Annotated in this window: 13 protein-coding genes and 1 pseudogene; 10 read left to right on the forward strand and 4 right to left on the reverse strand. The window is 61.5% G+C overall.

The window, feature by feature from the left end; translation table 11 throughout:
• Window positions 1-5 precede the first annotated feature (5 nt).
• The 9 genes from ACEPAJ_RS20565 (at window position 6) to ACEPAJ_RS20605 (ending at window position 11,817) form a co-directional block, all read left to right on the forward strand.
• Complete coding sequence (locus ACEPAJ_RS20565) at window positions 6-1,139, forward strand: HDOD domain-containing protein (RefSeq protein ID WP_274087058.1); 1,134 nt, start codon at window positions 6-8, stop codon at window positions 1,137-1,139.
• Window positions 1,140-2,435: 1,296 nt separating this feature from the next.
• Window positions 2,436-4,754, forward strand: a complete 2,319-nt coding sequence (locus tag ACEPAJ_RS20570) for a PAS domain S-box protein (protein WP_425918133.1) — start codon at window positions 2,436-2,438, stop codon at window positions 4,752-4,754.
• Window positions 4,724-5,656, forward strand: a complete 933-nt coding sequence (locus ACEPAJ_RS20575) for an ATP-binding protein (RefSeq protein WP_425917520.1) — start codon at window positions 4,724-4,726, stop codon at window positions 5,654-5,656. Before ACEPAJ_RS20570 ends, ACEPAJ_RS20575 begins: the two co-directional genes overlap by 31 nt.
• Complete coding sequence (locus ACEPAJ_RS20580; RefSeq protein WP_425917522.1) at window positions 5,649-6,035, forward strand: response regulator; 387 nt, start codon at window positions 5,649-5,651, stop codon at window positions 6,033-6,035. Before ACEPAJ_RS20575 ends, ACEPAJ_RS20580 begins: the two co-directional genes overlap by 8 nt.
• Window positions 6,028-7,680, forward strand: coding sequence for a diguanylate cyclase (locus ACEPAJ_RS20585; protein WP_425917524.1), 1,653 nt, complete (start codon window positions 6,028-6,030; stop codon window positions 7,678-7,680). Before ACEPAJ_RS20580 ends, ACEPAJ_RS20585 begins: the two co-directional genes overlap by 8 nt.
• A 178-nt stretch (window positions 7,681-7,858) precedes the next feature.
• On the forward strand, window positions 7,859-8,371 hold the full coding sequence (locus tag ACEPAJ_RS20590) for a fasciclin domain-containing protein (protein WP_425917526.1): 513 nt from the start codon (window positions 7,859-7,861) through the stop codon (window positions 8,369-8,371).
• Between the two features lie 157 nt (window positions 8,372-8,528).
• Window positions 8,529-9,818, forward strand: coding sequence for an NAD(P)/FAD-dependent oxidoreductase (locus tag ACEPAJ_RS20595; RefSeq protein ID WP_425917528.1), 1,290 nt, complete (start codon window positions 8,529-8,531; stop codon window positions 9,816-9,818).
• A 71-nt stretch (window positions 9,819-9,889) separates the two neighbouring features.
• A complete protein-coding gene (locus tag ACEPAJ_RS20600; RefSeq protein WP_425917530.1) occupies window positions 9,890-10,447 on the forward strand; it encodes a helix-turn-helix domain-containing protein in 558 nt (185 codons plus the stop codon).
• Between the two features lie 23 nt (window positions 10,448-10,470).
• On the forward strand, window positions 10,471-11,817 hold the full coding sequence (locus tag ACEPAJ_RS20605; RefSeq protein WP_425918135.1) for a glutamine synthetase family protein: 1,347 nt from the start codon (window positions 10,471-10,473) through the stop codon (window positions 11,815-11,817).
• Window positions 11,818-12,020: 203 nt separating this feature from the next.
• On the opposite strand, the gene chrA is transcribed toward ACEPAJ_RS20605, so the two are convergent.
• Window positions 12,021-13,364, reverse strand: coding sequence for a chromate efflux transporter (chrA, locus tag ACEPAJ_RS20610; RefSeq protein WP_425917532.1), 1,344 nt, complete (start codon window positions 13,362-13,364; stop codon window positions 12,021-12,023).
• A 141-nt stretch (window positions 13,365-13,505) separates the two neighbouring features.
• Between chrA and pbpG the strand changes: the two genes are divergently transcribed.
• Window positions 13,506-14,411: a D-alanyl-D-alanine endopeptidase gene (gene pbpG / locus ACEPAJ_RS20615; RefSeq protein ID WP_425917534.1), complete on the forward strand. Its 906-nt coding sequence runs from the start codon at window positions 13,506-13,508 to the stop codon at window positions 14,409-14,411.
• A 185-nt stretch (window positions 14,412-14,596) separates the two neighbouring features.
• On the opposite strand, the gene ACEPAJ_RS20620 is transcribed toward pbpG, so the two are convergent.
• The 3 genes and pseudogenes from ACEPAJ_RS20620 to ACEPAJ_RS20630 all read right to left on the reverse strand — a co-directional run bounded on the left by ACEPAJ_RS20620 (window position 14,597) and on the right by ACEPAJ_RS20630 (window position 18,657).
• Window positions 14,597-15,457 (reverse strand): methyl-accepting chemotaxis protein, encoded by an 861-nt coding sequence (locus tag ACEPAJ_RS20620; protein ID WP_425918137.1) that lies wholly within the window; start codon window positions 15,455-15,457, stop codon window positions 14,597-14,599.
• A pseudogene (locus tag ACEPAJ_RS20625) lies at window positions 15,452-16,591 on the reverse strand (Cache 3/Cache 2 fusion domain-containing protein); the annotation flags it as partial. The gene ACEPAJ_RS20620 and the pseudogene ACEPAJ_RS20625, both read right to left, overlap by 6 nt.
• Window positions 16,592-16,986: 395 nt before the next feature.
• Window positions 16,987-18,657 (reverse strand): putative bifunctional diguanylate cyclase/phosphodiesterase, encoded by a 1,671-nt coding sequence (locus tag ACEPAJ_RS20630; RefSeq protein ID WP_425917536.1) that lies wholly within the window; start codon window positions 18,655-18,657, stop codon window positions 16,987-16,989.
• Between the last annotated feature and the right edge of the window lie 151 nt (window positions 18,658-18,808).

The raw sequence follows: 18,808 nt of genomic DNA on the forward strand, positions 1-18,808 counted from the left end.
AACGCATGCTTGTAATGATTCTTGAAGACGACAGCTGGATCGCCGATCTGCTTAAACAGATCGTCCTCAGCTTGCGGCCCGGCTGCCAAGTGGTCTGCCTGGACAGTGTTAGCGCCGCCCTACAGGAATGGCAGCAACGCCCGGCTGACGTGGTGATCAGTGACTGGAACCTGCCCGACGGACCCGGCACCCGATTGCTTGAGCAGGTACGCCGCGATAACAGCAGCACCCCGCTGGTGGTCATTACCGGGCGCTCCGACCGCGCCAGCGTACTGGCCGTGCGTGCCCTGAAGATCAGCGCCTTTATCAGCAAGCCCTTCCAGGCGGCGCACGTTGCCGCCAGCCTGGAAACCCTGCTGCCGCCCGATATTGACGGGCAACCGCCGCGGGCCAGCGACACGCAGAACGACTTGCTTGCCCACCTGCACAGCCTGTCCGGTAGCGAACTGCAATTACCGCTCAAGGCGCATGTGCGCGACCGCCTCCTGCAAAGCTTCAAAGGCGAGCCAATTGATCTGCGCAAGCTGGCCAGTGAATGGCAACACGACCCGGCGCTCAGCGGCCGCCTGCTTGGCGTCGCCAATAGCAGCGCTTACAACCCAGGCGGCAAGCCCTGTTCCAATTTGCTCGAAGCCCTGCAAAAACTGGGTGCGAACAACAGCCTCAACCTGGCCATGGGCCTGGCGCTGCGCCAATCCAGTGCACTGGAGAACCCCATGCTGAGCCTGTTTGCCCAGGCGCACCTGGACAGCACCGAACAGCTGATCGAGCGCAGCACCAGCCTCGCCCGACAATGCGCCATGGACCCGGCGCCCTTCCACTGTGCCGCCCTGCTGCACCGCATGGGTGAGTTGTGTGTGCTGTACCAGACACAGGTGTGGCAGGACAGCGGCCAGAGCTTCAGCGAAGACCAAATTATGCAGGCCCTCGACCAGTTCAGCGGTCCCTTTGCCATCAGCATCAAGGCCCAATGGCAACTGCCGATGCACCTGCGCGAGCTGATCGGTGCGTGCTACAGCCTGTCCAGCAGTAACGTCAAACGCGAGAATATCCTCATGCGCTTAGCCGCTTGCGAGCTCAACAGCGCCGACGACAGCCCCGAGCTGGCCCGCTTGCGCAGATTGGCAGGCCTCGCCTAAATGCCTGTATTAAGGCGTAAGCGCGCAAGGGTGCTGATAAATGGATAAGCAGAGCAAACCCAGCGCAATCAACTGGGTTGTCGGCCTCGGCAGCCTCGGTTTGGCGATCTTTTTCAGCGTGCTGGGCGGCCTTGCGTTAAACCAGCAGCAAACCCTCTGGACCCTGCAAATTGCCAAGCAGCATGAGCTGCAAAGCCTGACCCTGCGCAACAGCCAGCAAGAGCTGCAGCAACAGGCGCAATTGCTCGCCGAGACCATCGCCGCCGACGCCTGGCTGGTCGAACTGGTGCGCCAGGCTTATGCACTGCAAAGCCGTGAGCAGCCCGACATACAGAGCCTTAACGCCATTCGCAACCAGCTCTATACCCGCCTTGCTCCACGCTGGCGCAGCCTGCAGGGCACACGCGCGTTTAGCCTATACGTGCATCTGGCCCCGGCCGCCGAGGTGCTGCTGCGGGTGCACAAGCCGCAATGGTTTGGCGACCGCCCCGCAACGCAGCGGCCCATGCTGCTCGACAGCCTGCGCCAATCCGCCACGACCGCCGGCTTGGTGAGTAATGAGCAAAGCCTGAGCATGCGCGCCATCGTGCCGCTGCGCGTAGACAGCCTTGAGGGGCCGACCAACGTCGGCGCGCTGGAAGTCAGCCTCGACGTGCTGAAGAACTTGCAACAGCTGGACCACGAACTGGATGCCGGGGTTGCCCTGCTGCTCAAACGTCCGCTGCGCGCGTCAGGCAGCAATGAGCGGCTGCACGCCCTCTCTACAGCGGCTGATTACTGGCATCTGGCAGGCTTCTCCCAGGTTCAGGTGCAGCACTGGCAAGCGCAGCAACGCCTGCCGGCGCCCGAGGCCGGCGATACCTTTAAGTTACTGGACGACCAAGGCCGCACCTACCTGCTCAACCAGGTCAGCTTGAGTGGCTACCCGCCCGGCGCGGGCGGTATCGATAGCCCAATACGGGCCCTGACCTGGCGTGATATCAGCCCCCTGCACAGCCAGCACCAAAGCGACAAGCGTTGGCTGGTGGGTAAATGGCTGCTGGCCTGGCTCGCCGCCGAAGCGCTGCTGCTATTGCTGCTGCAAGCCACCCGGCACAGCAGCCTGAAGGTGATACGCCGGCACAACGCCGACTTACAAGAGCAAAATCAGCAAACAGAAGAATCGCGCCAACTGCTGGCGCTAATCGCTGAGGCGCAAGCGGCTTACATCAACGCAGACAACCAGCGCGAAGCGTTCGACAAGCTGCTAGTGCGCCACTCAAGGTCAGCGCCAGCCAGTTCGGCTTTGTCGGTGAAATTCTCCTCGACGATCGCGGCGCGCGCTTTCTGCGCACCTTCGCCATCAGCAATATCGCCTGGGACGCAGACACCCGCGCCTTCTATGACGCCCACGCGCCGCAGGGTCTGGAGTTTCGCAACCTCGACAGCTTGTTTGGCCAAGTGATTCGCAGCGGCCAGCCGCTGATCACCAATGACCCCGCCAACCACCCCAAGAGCGCTGGCCTCCCACCGGGGCACCCGCCATTGCTGGCGTTTGCAGGCCTACCGATTCACGCCAACGGCGAGTTGCTCGGCATGCTCGGTTTGGCCAACCGCGAGGGCGGTTACAGCGCCGATTTCTTCACCCAGCTGCAACCGCTGCTGACCACCTTGGGCCAAGTGCTTGACGCGCTGCGCCGTGACAGCCAGCGGGAACTCACCCAACAACGCATGCAGCGCCAACAGGCGGCCCTGCGCGCACTCAACGAAATCGCCGCGCTGCCTAAACTGAGCACGAAAGAACAGCTACGTCAGGCCCTGCAACTGGGGGCTGATTTCTATGGCATGCCGATCGGTATCATCAGCCAGATCGAGGCGCAAAATTACCGGGTGATGGCCCAGGTATCACCGCCCGACAGCCTGCAGGACGACCAGTGCTTTGCCCTGGGTGACACCTACTGCAGCATCGCCCTACGCGGCAACGATGTACTCGCCATTGCGCACATGGCCGAGAGTGACCATGCCGCGCACCCCTGCTACCCGCTGTTTGCCCTGGAAAGCTATATCGGCACCAGCATCTGGGTCGCCGGCCGGCGTTTCGGCACCCTGTGCTATGCCTCCAGCGAGGCACGCCCGAGCGCCTTCGATGAGGCCGATGAAGAATTCCTGCGGCTGTTCGCCCGCTGGGTCGGCGCCACCTTGGAGCGCCTGCAGCACGAAGAACAAACCCTTGAGGCGCGGCGCTTTCTGCAGGCCGTACTCGACTCCGCGACCGGAGTGTCGATCATCACCAGTGACACCGATGGTTTGATCACCCTGTTCAACTCCGGGGCCGAGCGTTTGCTGGGCTACCGCAGCGCGGAAGTGATTGGTCAACACAGCCCGGCACTGTTCCACCGGGCCGATGAAATCCAGGCCCGCGGCGCTGAGCTCAGCCGCGAGGAAGGCCACGAGATTAGCGGTTGGGCCGTATTCACCTGGATACCCGCCAAGGGCGAGCCAGAAACCCGCCAGTGGACCTATGTGTGCAAGAACGGCGAACCGCGCACCATCAACCTCACCGTCAGCGCCATGCGTGACAGCCATGGCGCCATCAACGGCTACCTGGGTATCGCCAGCGACATCAACGACCTACAGCAAACCACCCGCGCCCTGCAAAAGAGCGAGAGTCGCTTTCGCGGCCTGGTGGCCAACCTACCCGGTGCCGTCTATCGCTGCCGCAACGATGCCGACTGGAGCATGAGCTACCTGAGCGAGGAGATCCTGGCCCTCAGCGGCTATCCGGCCAGCGACTTTATCAACAACCGCGTACGCAGTTTCTCCAGTGTGATACACCCCGATGACCTGGCCATCACCTACCAGGCCGTGACCGCCATCGAGCACCAGGAATCCTTCGAGCTGACCTACCGCCTGCAACACGCCAACGGCCACAGTGTCTGGGTGCGCGAGAAGGGTCGTGGCGAATACGACAGCGACGGCAAACTGCAGTGGATCTCCGGGTTTATCTGGGATATCAGCGACCGCAAGGCGGTGGAAGACCAACTGCGGGTCAGCCAACAACGCTTCAGCAACGCCTTCAGCCTGGCCCCCCAGGGGATGGCGCTGGTGTCCCTGCAAGGCCAGTGGCTGGTAGTTAACGATCAGCTCTGCGAGATGCTCGGCTATAGCCGCGAACAGCTGCTGTGCTGCGACTTTCAGCAGATCACCCACCCTGATGACCTGGATGCCGACCTGCACAATATCGAGGAGCTCGTCGCCGGAGAGATCAACAGCTATCAGATGGAAAAACGCTACCTGGACAGCCAGGGCCGGATCATCTGGGTGTTGCTCAGCGTGGCCCTGGTACGCGACAGCAATAACCACCCCGTGCATTTCGTCTCGCAGATTCAAGACTTCAGTGAGCGTATCGCCAGCGAAATGGCCATCCGCGAACGCGAGGATTACCTGAGCACCCTGCTCGACAACGTGCTCGATGCCATCATAACCATCGACCAGCAGGGCTATATCGAAACCTTCAACCATGCCGCCGAACGCATCTTCGGCTACAGCCACCTGGAAGTCTCCGGGCACCGCGCACCCTGCTGCTGCCTGAACCGCAACGTTCAATGCGCGCCCGCTACCTCAGCCATTTCCTGAAAACCGGCATCCAGCAGATGCTTGGCAAGGACATCGAGCTCACCGCCAGGCGCAAAAACGGCGAAACCTTCACCATCGAGCTGGCCGTCTCGCAGATCAGCCACCAGGGCGAACGGCGCTTTATTGCGGTGATCCGCGATATCGAAGAACGCAAACGCATTGAGCGGATGAAAGACGAGTTCGTCTCCACCGTCAGCCATGAGCTGCGCACCCCGCTGACGGCCATCGCCGGTTCCCTTGGCCTGGTTAACGGCGGCGCCCTGGGCGCAGTGCCCGCCAGCATGCAGCAGATGCTGCAGATCGCCCAGGACAACAGCCAACGCCTCAACCTGCTGATCAATGACCTGCTCGACATGGAAAAACTGGTCGCCGGCAAGATGCTCTTCGAGCTGCACGATGCCGCCTTGCAACCCCTGCTTGACCAAGCCATCAAAGAAAACCAGCCGTACGCCAACCATTACCACGTGCAGCTGCAGCTCCTTGGCCCAGCCACTCAGGCCCGGGTAAAGGTCGACACATTGCGCCTGGCCCAGGTGCTGGCCAACCTGCTATCGAACGCGGCCAAGCTCTCGCCCGAAGGGCAGACAGTGGAGGTGCGCGTGCAGCAACACGACGACCGTGTGCGCATCAGCGTGACCGACCATGGCCCCGGTGTGCCGGAGAACTTCCAGGCGCGGATCTTCAGCAAATTCTCCCAAGCCGACGCCACCGACACCCGGCAAAAAGGCGGCACGGGCCTGGGCCTGGCGATCAGCAAGGAAATCATCGAGCGCATGGGCGGGCAGATTGGCTTCGACTCAAGCCCCGGTCATGGCGCGACTTTCTGGTTTGAACTGACTACTCTGCCACTGGCAACCACGCTCGACTTACCGCCCCGCCCCGAGGACGCCCCGCATGCCTGACCTACGACGCATCCTGCATGTGGAAGATGACCCCTCGATCCAGGCAGTGACCAAGCTGGCCCTGGAGGTTGTAGGCGGTTTTCAGGTGCTCAGCTGCGCCTCCGGCCAGGACGCCCTGGACCAACTGCAAGGCTTTGCGCCGGACTTTATCCTGCTGGACGTGATGATGCCGGGCATGGACGGCCCACAAACCCTGGCGCAAATCGCCCGGCTGATCGATATCAACCAGGTGCCCGTGGCCTTTATGACGGCCAAAGTACAGCCGGCAGAGATCGCCTATTACTGCAGCCTTGGCGCCCGTGACGTGATCATCAAACCCTTCGACCCCATGCAACTGGCGTCGCAGGTGCGCACTATCTGGAATCGGGCCCATGAGTAAAATCAAAACGCCGGCGCAAGAGCTGCAGCAACACCTGCAGCGACTCAGTGAGACCTTCGCCTTGCGCCTGCAGGAAGACTTGCCCGCACTGGGGCAGGACGCCGAACACCTGCTACACGCCGTTGATCCGCACGAACAGCTGCACTGCCTGCAGACCATACGTGAGCAACTGCACAAGCTCGCCGGCGCCGCTGGCACCTTCGGTTTCAGCCGCCTTGGCCAACGCGCCCGCGAGCTGGAGCAGGAGGCCGAGCAATGGCTGACTACCCTGCAACAAGAGCAACAGAGCCTGCAGGACTTCAGCAAGAGCCTGCAGCAACTGGCCGGCCAGGTGTACCAACCCGAACCGGAGCCAAGCCCCGCGCCCACCACCGCATCACCGAGCAAATCAGCACAGAGTGAGCGGCGCATCTACATCCTCGAAGATCAATACGCTGTCGGCGAAACGATGCGCCTGACCCTGAATAACTTTGGTTACCAGGCCGAACACTTCACCCGCATTGCCGAGCTCGATCATGCCTTGCAACAGCAACGCCCGGACGCTCTGATCCTCGACGTTAACCTGCCTGACGAAAACCTCACTGGCCTGGCATACGCTGCCAGCCTGCAAGAGCGCCTGGACGAGCCGCTCCCCCTGCTGGTAACCACCACCCAAGACGACTTTGCCACCCACTTGGAGGCCGTCCGGGTCGGTGCCATGGGCTTTTTCACCAAACCGGTGGACATCCCGCAGCTGGAAAATCGCCTGGAGCGCTGCTTCGCCCAGCAGCAAGGCGAACCCTACCGGGTGCTGATCATCGATGATGACCGCGAGCTGGCCAGCCGTTTCAGCCTGATTCTGCGTGGCGCCAACATGCTGGTGGAGATGCAGCATGACCCAGCAGAAATCTTCACCCATATGCGCAGCTTCAACCCTGAAGTGATCCTGCTGGACGTCAACATGCCCAACTGCACCGGCCCCGAGCTGGCGCAGATCATCCGCATGAATGACGACTGGCTGCGCGTGCCGATCATCTACCTGTCGGCGGAAACCGATATCAACCGGCAGATGAATGCCCTGATCAAAGCCGGCGATGATTTCGTCACCAAGCCCATTTCCGATAACGCCCTGGTCGCCGCCGTATTCTCCCGCGCACAACGCGCACGGCTGCTGAGCAACGCCCTGTCCCGCGACAGCCTGACCGGCCTGCTCAAACACGCCGACATCAAAGAGCAAGCGGCCATCGAACTGGAGCGCGCACTGCGCAGCGGCAAACCGGCCAGCGTGGCCATGCTGGATATCGACTTCTTCAAGAAGGTCAACGACAGCCATGGCCATGCCGCCGGCGACAACGTCATCCGTGCTCTGGCCAACCTGCTGCGCCAACGCCTACGCCGTATCGACAGCCTGGGCCGCTATGGCGGCGAGGAATTTCTCGTGGTGCTGCCTGACTGCACGGCAGAGCAAGCCCTACGAGTGCTCGATGAAATTCGCCAGCGCTTCGCCGAGTTGAAATTTATCGCCGGCGGCAGTGAATTCTCGGTCACCCTCAGCGCCGGCATCGCCTCCACCGAAGTTGCACCCGCGAGCGCCAGCGAACTGCTGGAAAAGGCCGACCAAGCGCTTTACGCCGCCAAACATGGCGGCCGTAATCAGGTGCGTTAGGCCTATAACCAACGGCCTGCCGAGCCTAAATCCGCGCCCCATAAGACTGCTGGCAAAGTGTTTGCCGGCATCTGCGCGCGCCATTCAAGCTTTACAAATCATGTCGAAGCCGGAACTCAGCGCAAAATTGTTGTACAAACGTTGTGCAAAACAAATAACCCTGTATCAGGAGATTTTTATGTTTGCTCAACTCAGTTCGACCACCCAACGCCTTAAGCGCACGCTGATGCTGGCGACAGCCACCCTTACCGTTGCGGCAATGCCGGCCTTTGCCGATATGCACGGTGATAAAAAAGATATCGTCGACACCGCTGTCGCCGCCGGCCAGTTCAACACCCTAGTCACCGCCGTAACCGCCGCGGGCCTGGTTGAAACCCTCAAGGGCGAGGGGCCTTTCACCGTCTTCGCACCCAATGATGCGGCATTCGCCAAGATTCCCAAGGCTGACCTCGACGCCTTGCTGGCCGACAAGGAAAAGCTCACGGCCGTGCTCACTTACCACGTCGTCCCAGGCAAGCTGATGGCGGCTGACCTGGCCGGTAAGTCCGCGCTAAAAACTGTACAAGGCGGTGAGCTGATGCTGGATACCAGCAACGGCGTCAGCGTCGATGGTGCCTCGGTCGTCGCGGCAGATATCGAGACCAGCAACGGCGTGATTCACGTCATCGACTCGGTGGTGCTGCCCAAGTAACAGCTGGCTTAGCCATTCGCGAAACACACGAAGGCCGCCCCTTTTAGGGGCGGCCTTTTTATTGGGTGAGCCCTGAACACCACTCAAGCTTGGCTTTGTGAAATTTATAGCGTAAGTTTTCATGAAAATATTTAAATATAATTTCACGAGGCGCGCCATGTTCAAGCAATCCGCCCAGCATATCGGCACCTACTATGCCGCCACCTACCCCGGGGCGATCCCGCTGCGCCCGCGCCTGCAGGCCGCCTTGCAGTGCGATGTACTGATTATCGGTGGTGGTTTCAGCGGTTTGCACACCGCGCTGCGCCTGGCGCTGGCCGGCAAGAAGATCGTCGTACTAGAAGCCAGCCGCCTGGCCTGGGCCGCCTCCGGGCGTAACGGCGGGCAGGCACTGCCGGGTTGGTCCTGCGATATGCCGCCCTTCGAGAAGGCCCTGGGCTTGGAACGCGCCCGCCGCCTATGGGACAGCATGGTCTGGGCCGCCGAGGAAATGCGCGAACTGCCTCAGCGCCACAACTTCGATATCGATTACCGCACCGGCGCGATCTACACCGCCGTGTTGCCGCGCCGCGTGAAGCAGTTGCAAGAAAGCCTCGAAGAAGCCGAGCAGAAATACGGCTACTCGCAGCTGAGCTTTATCCCCAAGCACGAACTGCCCGAGTGGATCGCCAGCCCGCGCTACCTGGCCGCCCTGCATGACAGCGGTGCCGCCCACCTCAACCCGCTAAAACTGGCTCAGGGCCTGGCGACAGCCATCGAAGCGGCGGGCGGGCAGATTTTCGAGCAGAGCAAAGCGTTGGACTACCACGAGGCCGCTGGGGGTTATGTGGCCCGCACTGAAGAAGGCGAGATTCGCAGCGACGTGCTGGTACTGGCCTGCAACGCCTATATCGACCGCCTCGACCCGCCGCTGGCGAAAATCCTGCTGCCGGTGGGCTCTTATCAAGTGGCCACCGCGCCACTCGATCCTGAGCTGGCCCGCTCGCTGTTCCCGCGCGGCACCTGCACCATCGACAACCAGTTTGTGCCGGACTACTTCCGCGTCACCCCGGACAACCGCCTGCTGTTCGGCGGCGGCTGCACTTACCTCGGCGGCATCCCTAGCGACGTCCCCGCTGCTACCCGCCCCTACCTAGAGCGGGTGTTCCCGCAACTGCGCGGCGTGCAGATCGACTACGGCTGGGGCGGGCATATCGACTGCACCATGCACCGCACCCCGGATGTCGGCCGCAATGGGCAGAAATACTGGCTGCAGGGCTTCTCCGGCCACGGCATCCTGCCGACCCTAGCCGCCGCCCGCGCAGTCAGCGATGCAATCCTCGGCGACAGCGACCTGCTTGAGCTGTATCAGGGCCTGAGCAACCCACGCTTCCCGGGTGGCGACCTGCTGGCTGCGCCAATCGAAGCCGTGGGCAAAGCCTGGTATCGCCTGCGCGATGTGATTTGAACCCGTAGCCCGGATGCAATCCGGGACCACCCTCCCCGGATTACATCCGGGCTACGCCATAAGGAACACCCATGGACATGCAGGAAGAAGTCGAAGGTCTGGCGATCCTGATCCGCGACCTGCGCAAGCACAAAAACCTCACCCTCGGTGACCTGGCCGCACGCATCGACCGCTCGGTGGGTTTTCTCTCGCAAGTCGAGCGCGGCCTGTCACGCCCTACCGTGGCCGACCTCACCGCCATCAGCGAAACTCTGGGCGTGCCGACCACCTATTTCTACAGCCTGAGCAAACCCCGCGCCGTGCCCTGGGTAACCCGCCCAGATGAGCGCCGTACCCTCTACTACGCCGGCGGCATCACCGACGTGCTGGCCTCCCCCAGCATCTCGGCCGGTTTCTCCATGCTCGAAAGCTTCCTGCAACCGGGGGCGAGCAGCGGCGAAGGCCACCTCAACGACAGCGACGAGCAAGGCGGCTTTGTCCTCGAAGGCGAACTGACAATCTGGTACGGCGACAACGCCGAGCCGGTCACCCTCGGCCCCAATGACAGCTTTCAGCTACCGCCGCATGCGCAGTTCCGCTACGCCAACCTAACCGATTCCCTCACCAGAGTGCTCTGGGTCTTCAACTGACCCGCGCAGATACCGCCATGACAATAACAACCGCATTCCCCGACCTGCTTAGCGAAGTCCGCGCCTTCCGCGCCGCGCACCCAGACGTGCGTTATGTCGACCTGATCAGCCTGGATATACCCGGGCATTTCTACGGCAAGCGCTACCCCATCGACATGCTCGAAAAAGTGGCCGCCGGCAGCCCGCTGAAAATCCCGCAAAACTGTGTGTTGCTCGGCGTACAGGGCGGCCTGCACCCGATTGGCGATTACTGCTTCAACGACGGCGACCCGGATGCGCCACGCCGACTGATCCCCGGCACACTGAAGCCGGTGCGCTGGGAAAGCCAGCCGCTGGGGCAAATGCTGATCAGCTCCGACGGCACCGAGGCACCGATCGAATTCGAGCCACGTGAAGTGCTCGCCCGTGTGCTCAAACGCCTCGAAGCACGCGGCATTCGCCCGGTGGTAGCCTTCGAGCTGGAGTTCTACCTGTTCGACCGCAAGCTGCAAGACGGCCTGCCGCAGTTCCCCCGCGACCCGCTGTGCGGCGATGAAGACGACCAGCCGAATATGCACATCGAACGTCTGTCGCGTTTCGCCGATGTGCTGCACGAGATTGTCGATGCAGCCAACGAACAGGGTGTGGACGCCAACGTGATCACCGCCGAACTCGGCCCCGGCCAGTTCGAGATCAACTTCGGCCATAGCGACGACGGCCTGCGCGCGGCCGACTGGGCCGCTTTATTCTGCCGCAGCACCCGTGGCGTGGCGCTCAAGCACGGCCAGCGCGCCAGCTTTATGAGCAAGCCCTACCTGCACGCACCGGGCAGCGGCATGCATGTGCACGTCAGCCTGTATGACGCCGCCGGCAACAACCTGCTGGCCGCCGACGAGCAGCGCCCAATGCGCCATGCGGTGGCCGGGTGCCTGGAGTTACTGCCGCACTGCATGCCGATCTTCTCTGCCAACCACAATGCCTTCCGCCGCTACGGCGCCATGGTCAACGCCGCCAGCCGTGCCAGCTGGGGTTATGAGGACCGCGATGCGTGCATCCGTATCCCCGAATCGGACGGTAAAAACCTGCGCATCGAACACCGCCTGGCCGGCGCCGATGCCAACCCCTACCTCGTTCTCGCCGCGATTCTGATTGGCATGGAACATGGCCTGGCTGCCGGCAACGAGCCGATCACCCCACTTAACGACGACCGCAGCAGTGGCATCGACTTCCCCCAGGACATGCTCAGCGCCGTCACCGCCATGCGCGAGCACCCAGTGGTCAACCAAGGGCTAGGCGAAGAGTTTGTGATGGTCTACTGCGAGAACAAGCGCCAAGACCACCTGGCCTTTATGCAGGAAGTCAGTGCGCGGGAGTACCGCTGGTTTCTGTAACGGATAGCGCAGCCATGTCGTAGTGAAAATTCGTAGGGTGGGTTAGCGACACCCTGCTTCGCACCCTCAGGCGCGGCGGCTCAAACCCACCGGCGTTAGCTGGCGTTGTGGTCTTGGTGGGTTACGGCGCAGCGTCGATCGTATAGCCCCCAATCGCAACAAGCGCCTAACCCACCCTACGGGGAGTTCGTGCCTGTGCGACTTCACCGCAGCAGATGCACCGCCAGACCAGCCAGTGCCGACAACAGCAGCACCTCCATCACCCCACGTTTGAAGCGCAGCAACGCCAGCGCCGCGGCCAAGGCGATCAGCGCCGAGGGCCAGTCAAAAACGCCAGCAAAGCCTTGCGGCCACAGCACGTGGTAGGCAAAGAACAGCGCCAGATTAAGAATCACCCCCACCACGGCAGCGGTAATCGCGGTCAGTGGCGCGGTGAATTTCAGCTCACCGTGGGTCGACTCCACCAGCGGCCCGCCAGCGAGGATGAACAGAAACGACGGTAGAAAGGTAAACCAGGTAACCAGCGCCGCGGCCAGCGCGCCGCTGACAAAGCCCGAATCGCCACCGAATACCGGCTGCAAATACGCCCCGATAAACGCCACGAACGCCACCACCATAATCAGCGGCCCCGGCGTGGTTTCCCCCAGCGCCAGCCCATCGATCATCTGCGTCGGCGTCAACCAGCCGTAATGGTCGATGGCCCCCTGGTACACATAGGGCAACACTGCATAGGCACCACCGAAGGTCAGCAATGCGGCCTTGGTAAAGAACCAGGCCATCTGCGTCAGCGTGCCGTCCCAGCCATACAGCCAGGTCAGCAGGCCCATCGGCAGCAACCAGAGCAGCGCACCACTCAGCAACAACAGCGCCAGCCGCGAAGCGCTAAAGCGCGTGTGCGCCGCCGGCGGGCTGTTGTCATCAATCAACGCTGGGCCGGACGACGTGTTTTGAGTTGCATGCCCGCCACCCAGGCTGAACTGCTGAGGTAGCAAACGACCACCAAGGTAGCCGAGCAGCGCCGCGCCAATCACGATCAAGGGGAACGGCAGGTTGAAGGCAAAGATCGCCACAAAAGACGCCCCGGCAATCCCCCACAGCCAGTTGTTCTGCAGTGCCCGCGAACCAATACGCCAGGCCGCCTGCAGCACAATCGCGGTAACCGCCGGCTTGAACCCGTAAAAAATCCCCGCCACCAGCGGCACATCGCCGAAGGCGATATACAGCCACGAAAGGCCGATGAGGATAAACAGCGACGGCAGCACGAACAGCACCCCGGCAATCACCCCGCCCCAGGTGCGGTGCAGCAGCCAACCGATATAAGTGGCCAACTGCTGCGCCTCCGGCCCCGGCAGCAACATGCAGTAGTTCAGCGCATGCAGAAAACGCCGCTCGGACAGCCAGCGGCGTTTCTCCACCAACTCCTGGTGCATGATCGCGATCTGCCCGGCCGGCCCGCCGAAGCTGATCAGGCCGAGCTTGAGCCAAAACCAGAAGGCTTCGCGCAGGCTGACCGCGGGTGGCAGGGTAGGGGCTGATGACTCGGACATGGGGGCAACTCACACACATAAAAGCGCGCGCACTATAACGCGCACGGATGACAATTTAACGCTGCTGCCACTCAAGCGCAGGCACGGATTTCCGTATACTTGGCAGCGCTACGCTCCCTCAAACTGCCCGTGAAGCCCTCCGTGAAAATCCGCCATTCGCTCGTAAGCCTGCTGCTGATCTGCAGCAGCGTTGTAGTTGCATCGAATACCCAGGCCGCCGCGCCAAAACAACAGGACCTGGCAGCCGGCAGTGCCCTGCTGGTCGACCTGCAGACCAATCAGGTGCTCTACGAGCGGAATGCCGACAGCGTGGTGCCGATTGCCTCGGTAAGCAAACTGATGACCGCCATGGTTACCCTCGACGCCAAGCTGCCGCTGAAGCAAATGCTGCCGATCATGATCCGCGATACTCAGGAAATGCGTGGGGTGTTCTCCCGCGTGCGCATTGGCAGCGAGCTGAGCCGCCACGACATGTTGCTGCTGGCCCTGATGGCCTCGGAGAACCGCGCTGCATCGAGCCTGGCGCACCACTACCCGGGTGGGCACACGGCCTTTGTCGCGGCGATGAATGCCAAGGCCAAAGCATTGGGCATGACTCATTCGCACTTCGTCGAGCCGACCGGGCTTTCGGAGCACAACGTCTCCAACGCCCGCGACTTGGTGCTGATGCTCAAGGCCGCGAACCAATATCCGCTGATCCGCCAGTTCACCACCACCTCGGAAAAAACCCAGGCGTTCCGCAAACCCAACTACACCCTGGGGTTTCGCAACACCAACAACCTCGTGCGTAAGCCCGGCTGGAGCGTGCAGCTGAGCAAGACCGGCTACACCGGTGAGGCCGGCCGCTGCCTGGTGATGAACACCGTTATGAACAAGCGCCCCGTAGCGTTCGTGGTACTCGATGCCTTCGGCAAATACACCCACATGGCCGACGCCAACCGCCTCAAGCGCTGGCTGGAAACCGGCAAAGTCACCGCCGTGCCGCCGGCCGCTATCAGCTACCGCCAGGAGAAACTGGCACAACGCAAGGCCATGGCGGCGCAGTAGGGTGCTCTGGATAAACACAGCCGCTCGGCACCGCACCCAGTGGTTTTGATCCAGACGAAATACCCTGCATCTAGTGGTGTACACCTACGGGGTGATCGACGACACGTTGATTCCGTAGGTGGACACACGGCTCGTGACGCAGCGGTACGTAGCAGAGAGTAACCGCAGCTTTAGTATCCATTGAGTTACTGGAAGCGCCCGACCTCCTGGCGCAGCTCTTCAGCCAGTTGATCAAGCTCGCGGGCAGTTTGTGCCAGATTGGCAACCACTTCGCGCTGTTCGCTATTGGCCAGTGCGATGCTTTGCAAGTTACTGCTGAGCAACGTCGCAGTACTGCTCTGCTCGCTGGTGGCTGTGGTGATGGCAGTGAACTGCTCACCCGCCGCATTACTCTGCTCAGCGATCTGCCCCAGCGCAGCAGCAACATTGGCATTGCGCTGCAGGCCATCCTGCATCAGCAGTTTGCCCTGCTCCATGGTGCTGATCGCACTGTTGGTCTCACCCTGAATACTGCCAATCATTGCAGAGATTTCGTTGGTCGCCTCACGGGTGCGCGAAGCCAGGCTGCGCACCTCATCGGCGACCACTGCAAAACCACGGCCCTGCTCACCCGCGCGGGCGGCCTCAATAGCGGCATTGAGTGCAAGGAGGTTGGTCTGGTCGGCAATCGAGGTGATCACGCTGACAATCCCACCGATTTCCTGCGAGCGCTGACCGAGGGTGTTGACCACGACGGACGTGTCATTGAGAGAGTTGGCAATCTGCTCCAGGGCGCCAGAGGCTTCACTCATCGCGCTGCGGCCAATACGCGTCTGCTGAGCATTGTCGCTGGCCAAGCGCTCGGTATTACGCATGTTATCGGCGATATCTAGCGACGTGGCACTGAACTCTTCCACAGCACCCGCCATGCTGCTGATCTCGCCAGACTGCTGCTCAATGCCTTCATAGGCACCACTGGCCAAACCAGACAAAGCCTGAGCACGGCTGCTGACGTTGTGCGCGGCGCCGCGAATGCGCGCCACCATGGTCGACAATGCGTCCCCCATCTGATTGAAGTTGCGCGCCAGCTCACCGATTTCATCCTGGCTGGTAACGTCCAGGCGCGCACTCAAATCACCAGCGCCTAACGCCTGCACCTGCGCCACCAAATCACCAAGTGGGCGCAGCTTGCGCCGCAACAACCAGATCACGGCCGCTACAGCCAGCAACAACGTCACCAGACTACCGATAGCCAACTGACTGCCCACGCGCCAGGTCACCGCCTGAATTTCTTCGCGCGGCATGCTCGCCAGCACCTGCCAGGGTCCGCCGGAAAATGGCATGGCTACGCTGAAGAACTCCTCGACACCGTCACTCCAGAACGCCCCACGACCGGGCTCAGCCAACACATCAGTCAGCCCGCCAACGATTATTTCAGGCTCACGCGCCCCAGCCGGAGGCACCAACCATTTGCCCTGCTCATCGAGCAGCGCCAAAGAGCCAGTGGCGCCAATGCGAAAGCGTTTGAGGTTATCAAACTGCCCGTTCTGTGCGTCCGTGTAGTCGAAGCCGACGAACAACACCGCAATCACTCGGCCACTGGCGTCACGCACGGGTGTGTACTGAGTCATGTAGAAGCGCTCAAACAGCAACGCACGCCCCACATAACCGTCACCTCCGAGCAGGCGGTTATAGGCTGGATGCTGATGGTCGAGTACCGTGCCAATAGCACGCGTGCCATCTGGCTTGGTCAGCGACGTGCTGACACGGACGAACTCATCGCCATCGCGCACGAAGACCGTGGCCACGCCTGCGGTCAGCTGGCGAAACTCATCGACCTCGTCAAAATTGTTGTTTAGCAGGGCAGGACCCAGGTACAGCGCAGGTGTCTGCATGCCTGCCACGGCTATCCGCTCGGCAGCTTGAACACTCAAACCACCGCTGAAACGCCGCTCGAACAAACCCGCGAGACGCTGGGTGCTCTCACGCAGACTGTCGTGAAAGGTGCTCAATTGATCGGCTAATAGGCGCGCTTCACTGCCCAGATGCTCTTGCCGTGTGGCCAGGTTGGCATCGCTCAACGAGCGCAGAGCGAATAAGGTGCTGACGCTGATCAAAAGGACCAGCACCAGAGCCAATGCCGTGGCCAACTGCCAGGCAATTCGAGAACGTGGGGAGGTCATACATGCCTCCAAAGGCATAAAGTGGCTGTTATGGGGTAATAAACGGCGTATTCGTCTTGGTTAATTCGGCGAACGCGGAGAATACTTGAGCAAATTACTAAGGCTATAAATATTCACCCTCAGGGAGAGCGTTGGCAGCGCCGCCACCCCGACCAAACAAAGCAACGAGCAATCTAATGCGAAGTCTAGCGCTTGCTGCACAATGCGCGAGGGAGCAGCGTTTAGCCCTCAACAAGCACTGTCGTTACATCTCGCCGAGGCAGCCAGGCACCTTAAACTCACGGATGGGGATAGCGCTGCAACGTATACCTGGCCTTTCTACTGGGCAGACGTTGAATGTTCAGGAAGGTCTTTTGGTGCTCTTGGGTGCATGGCGTAACCGAAAAGCGGGCAACTTTGTAGCAGCAGTTAGCCTACAAGATGCCACCCAGCAGGGGCTGGCGCAGGCCAAACACCAAAAACCGCGCCAGCTCGCTGAGCGGCAAGGCCTTACTGATCAGATAACCCTGCGCCTGATCACAGCCATACTCACGCAGAAGCGCCAGCTGCTCGGCGTTTTCCACGCCCTCGCCGACCACCTGCAGATTAAGGTTGTGCGCCAGGTTGATCATCGCCCGCACCAGCTGACGGTTCTCTGCGCGTTCATCCATACCGCCGACAAAACTCTTGTCGATTTTCAGCAAGGTGATGGGCAGGTTGTTGAGGTGCACGAAGGAGGAGAAGCCGGTGCCGAAATCGTCGAGCGAGAACCGCACACCGAGGCGCCCGAGGGCCAGCATGGTCTGCTGCACCTGATCGCTGCGGCGCATCACGGCGGTTTCCGTCAGTTCGAACTCCAACCATTGTGCGTCGACGCCACGCTCTTCGATCAGACGGCTGAGCGTGGGTAGCAGCTGGCTGTCCTGAAACTGATGGAATGATAGGTTGATCGCCATGTGCAGCGGCGGCACACCCCGCCCGAGCAGCCATTGCATGTCACGTAAGGCGCGCGAAATAACCCAGTAACCCAGCGGCACAATCAGCCCGCTTTCCTCGGCCAGCGGGATAAATTCGTTGGGCGCCAACAGGCCATGCTCGCTGTGCTGCCAGCGTACCAGCGCTTCTAGGCCGACGATGCGCCCGCTCTGCAAACACAAACGCGGCTGGTAGTGCAGCTCCAACTCATCGCGACGCAGCGCACGGCGCAGCTCGCTTTCCAGGTCGGCCTGGTTGCGTGCACTGCGGTTGACCCGCTCGTCATATAAATAAAAGCTGCAGCCTTGCTGACTTTTGGCCTGTTGCATGGCGATGTGTGCATGCCACATCAACGTGTCCGCACTGCTGCCGGGGCGGGAATGGGCCAGACCCAAGCTGCAACCAATCAGCAGGCTTTCGCCATTGATCCAGTAAGGCTCGCCGAGGGCTTCAGTCAGCTGCATGGCCAGGCGCTCGGCGCGCTGCGGGTCGCGGCGACTGTCGAGCAACAAGGCAAATTCATCACTGCCCAGGCGCGCCACCCGATCAGTGTCTTGCAGCTGCGCCTTGATCCGCGCCACCACCTGCAGAATCAAACTGTCCCCGCCCTGATAGCCAAGCGCATCGTTGGCGCGGCGGAAGTTATCCAGGTCGAGATGGCCGAGGGTTAGCCCCTGACCACCTTGCTCACTCAAGCGAGCGGCGAGCAGGGCCTGAAACCCCTGACGATTGGCAATCCCGGTCAGTGCATCCTGTTCAGCCAGTCGCTGCACGGCGGCGTTAAGGCGACCGCGTTCGCGCCCATAGCGCAGGCAGCGGCGCAGCACCTCGACACTGAGCTGGTCGTGCACCAGCCAATCGCACACGCCCTCAGGCACAGCACTGGGTTCGCTATCCAGCAGCAGGATAATGGGCAGGGCACAGTGCCCTGCGGCCGGCAGACAGGCGGCAGTGGTCAGCAGCAACGCGTTATGGGGGTTATCGAACAGCGCGCTGGCCGCATCCCAAGACGGCGCGGTAATCAACGCATAGCCACTGCCCAAGGCACTCAGGCGCTCGCGCAGGGTCTGCGCCCAGGCGGGCGTTTCCGCCAACAGGAGCAGGCGTAATGGTTCGACGAACACGGACAAACAACTTCCCCCACAGCACAAATAAAGAGCAGTAATAACGCTCGAATGCGTCGTAATCGACGTCTAATTACGCACATCCATGTGTCTGCGGCGCATCCTGCGGCCAGGCAAGGTGCCAGAAGTGGCACCAGAGTACTGGATTGCACAAATT

The organism is Pseudomonas sp. GWSMS-1 (assembly GCF_049847425.1).
Taxonomy (GTDB): Bacteria; Pseudomonadota; Gammaproteobacteria; order Pseudomonadales; family Pseudomonadaceae; genus Aquipseudomonas.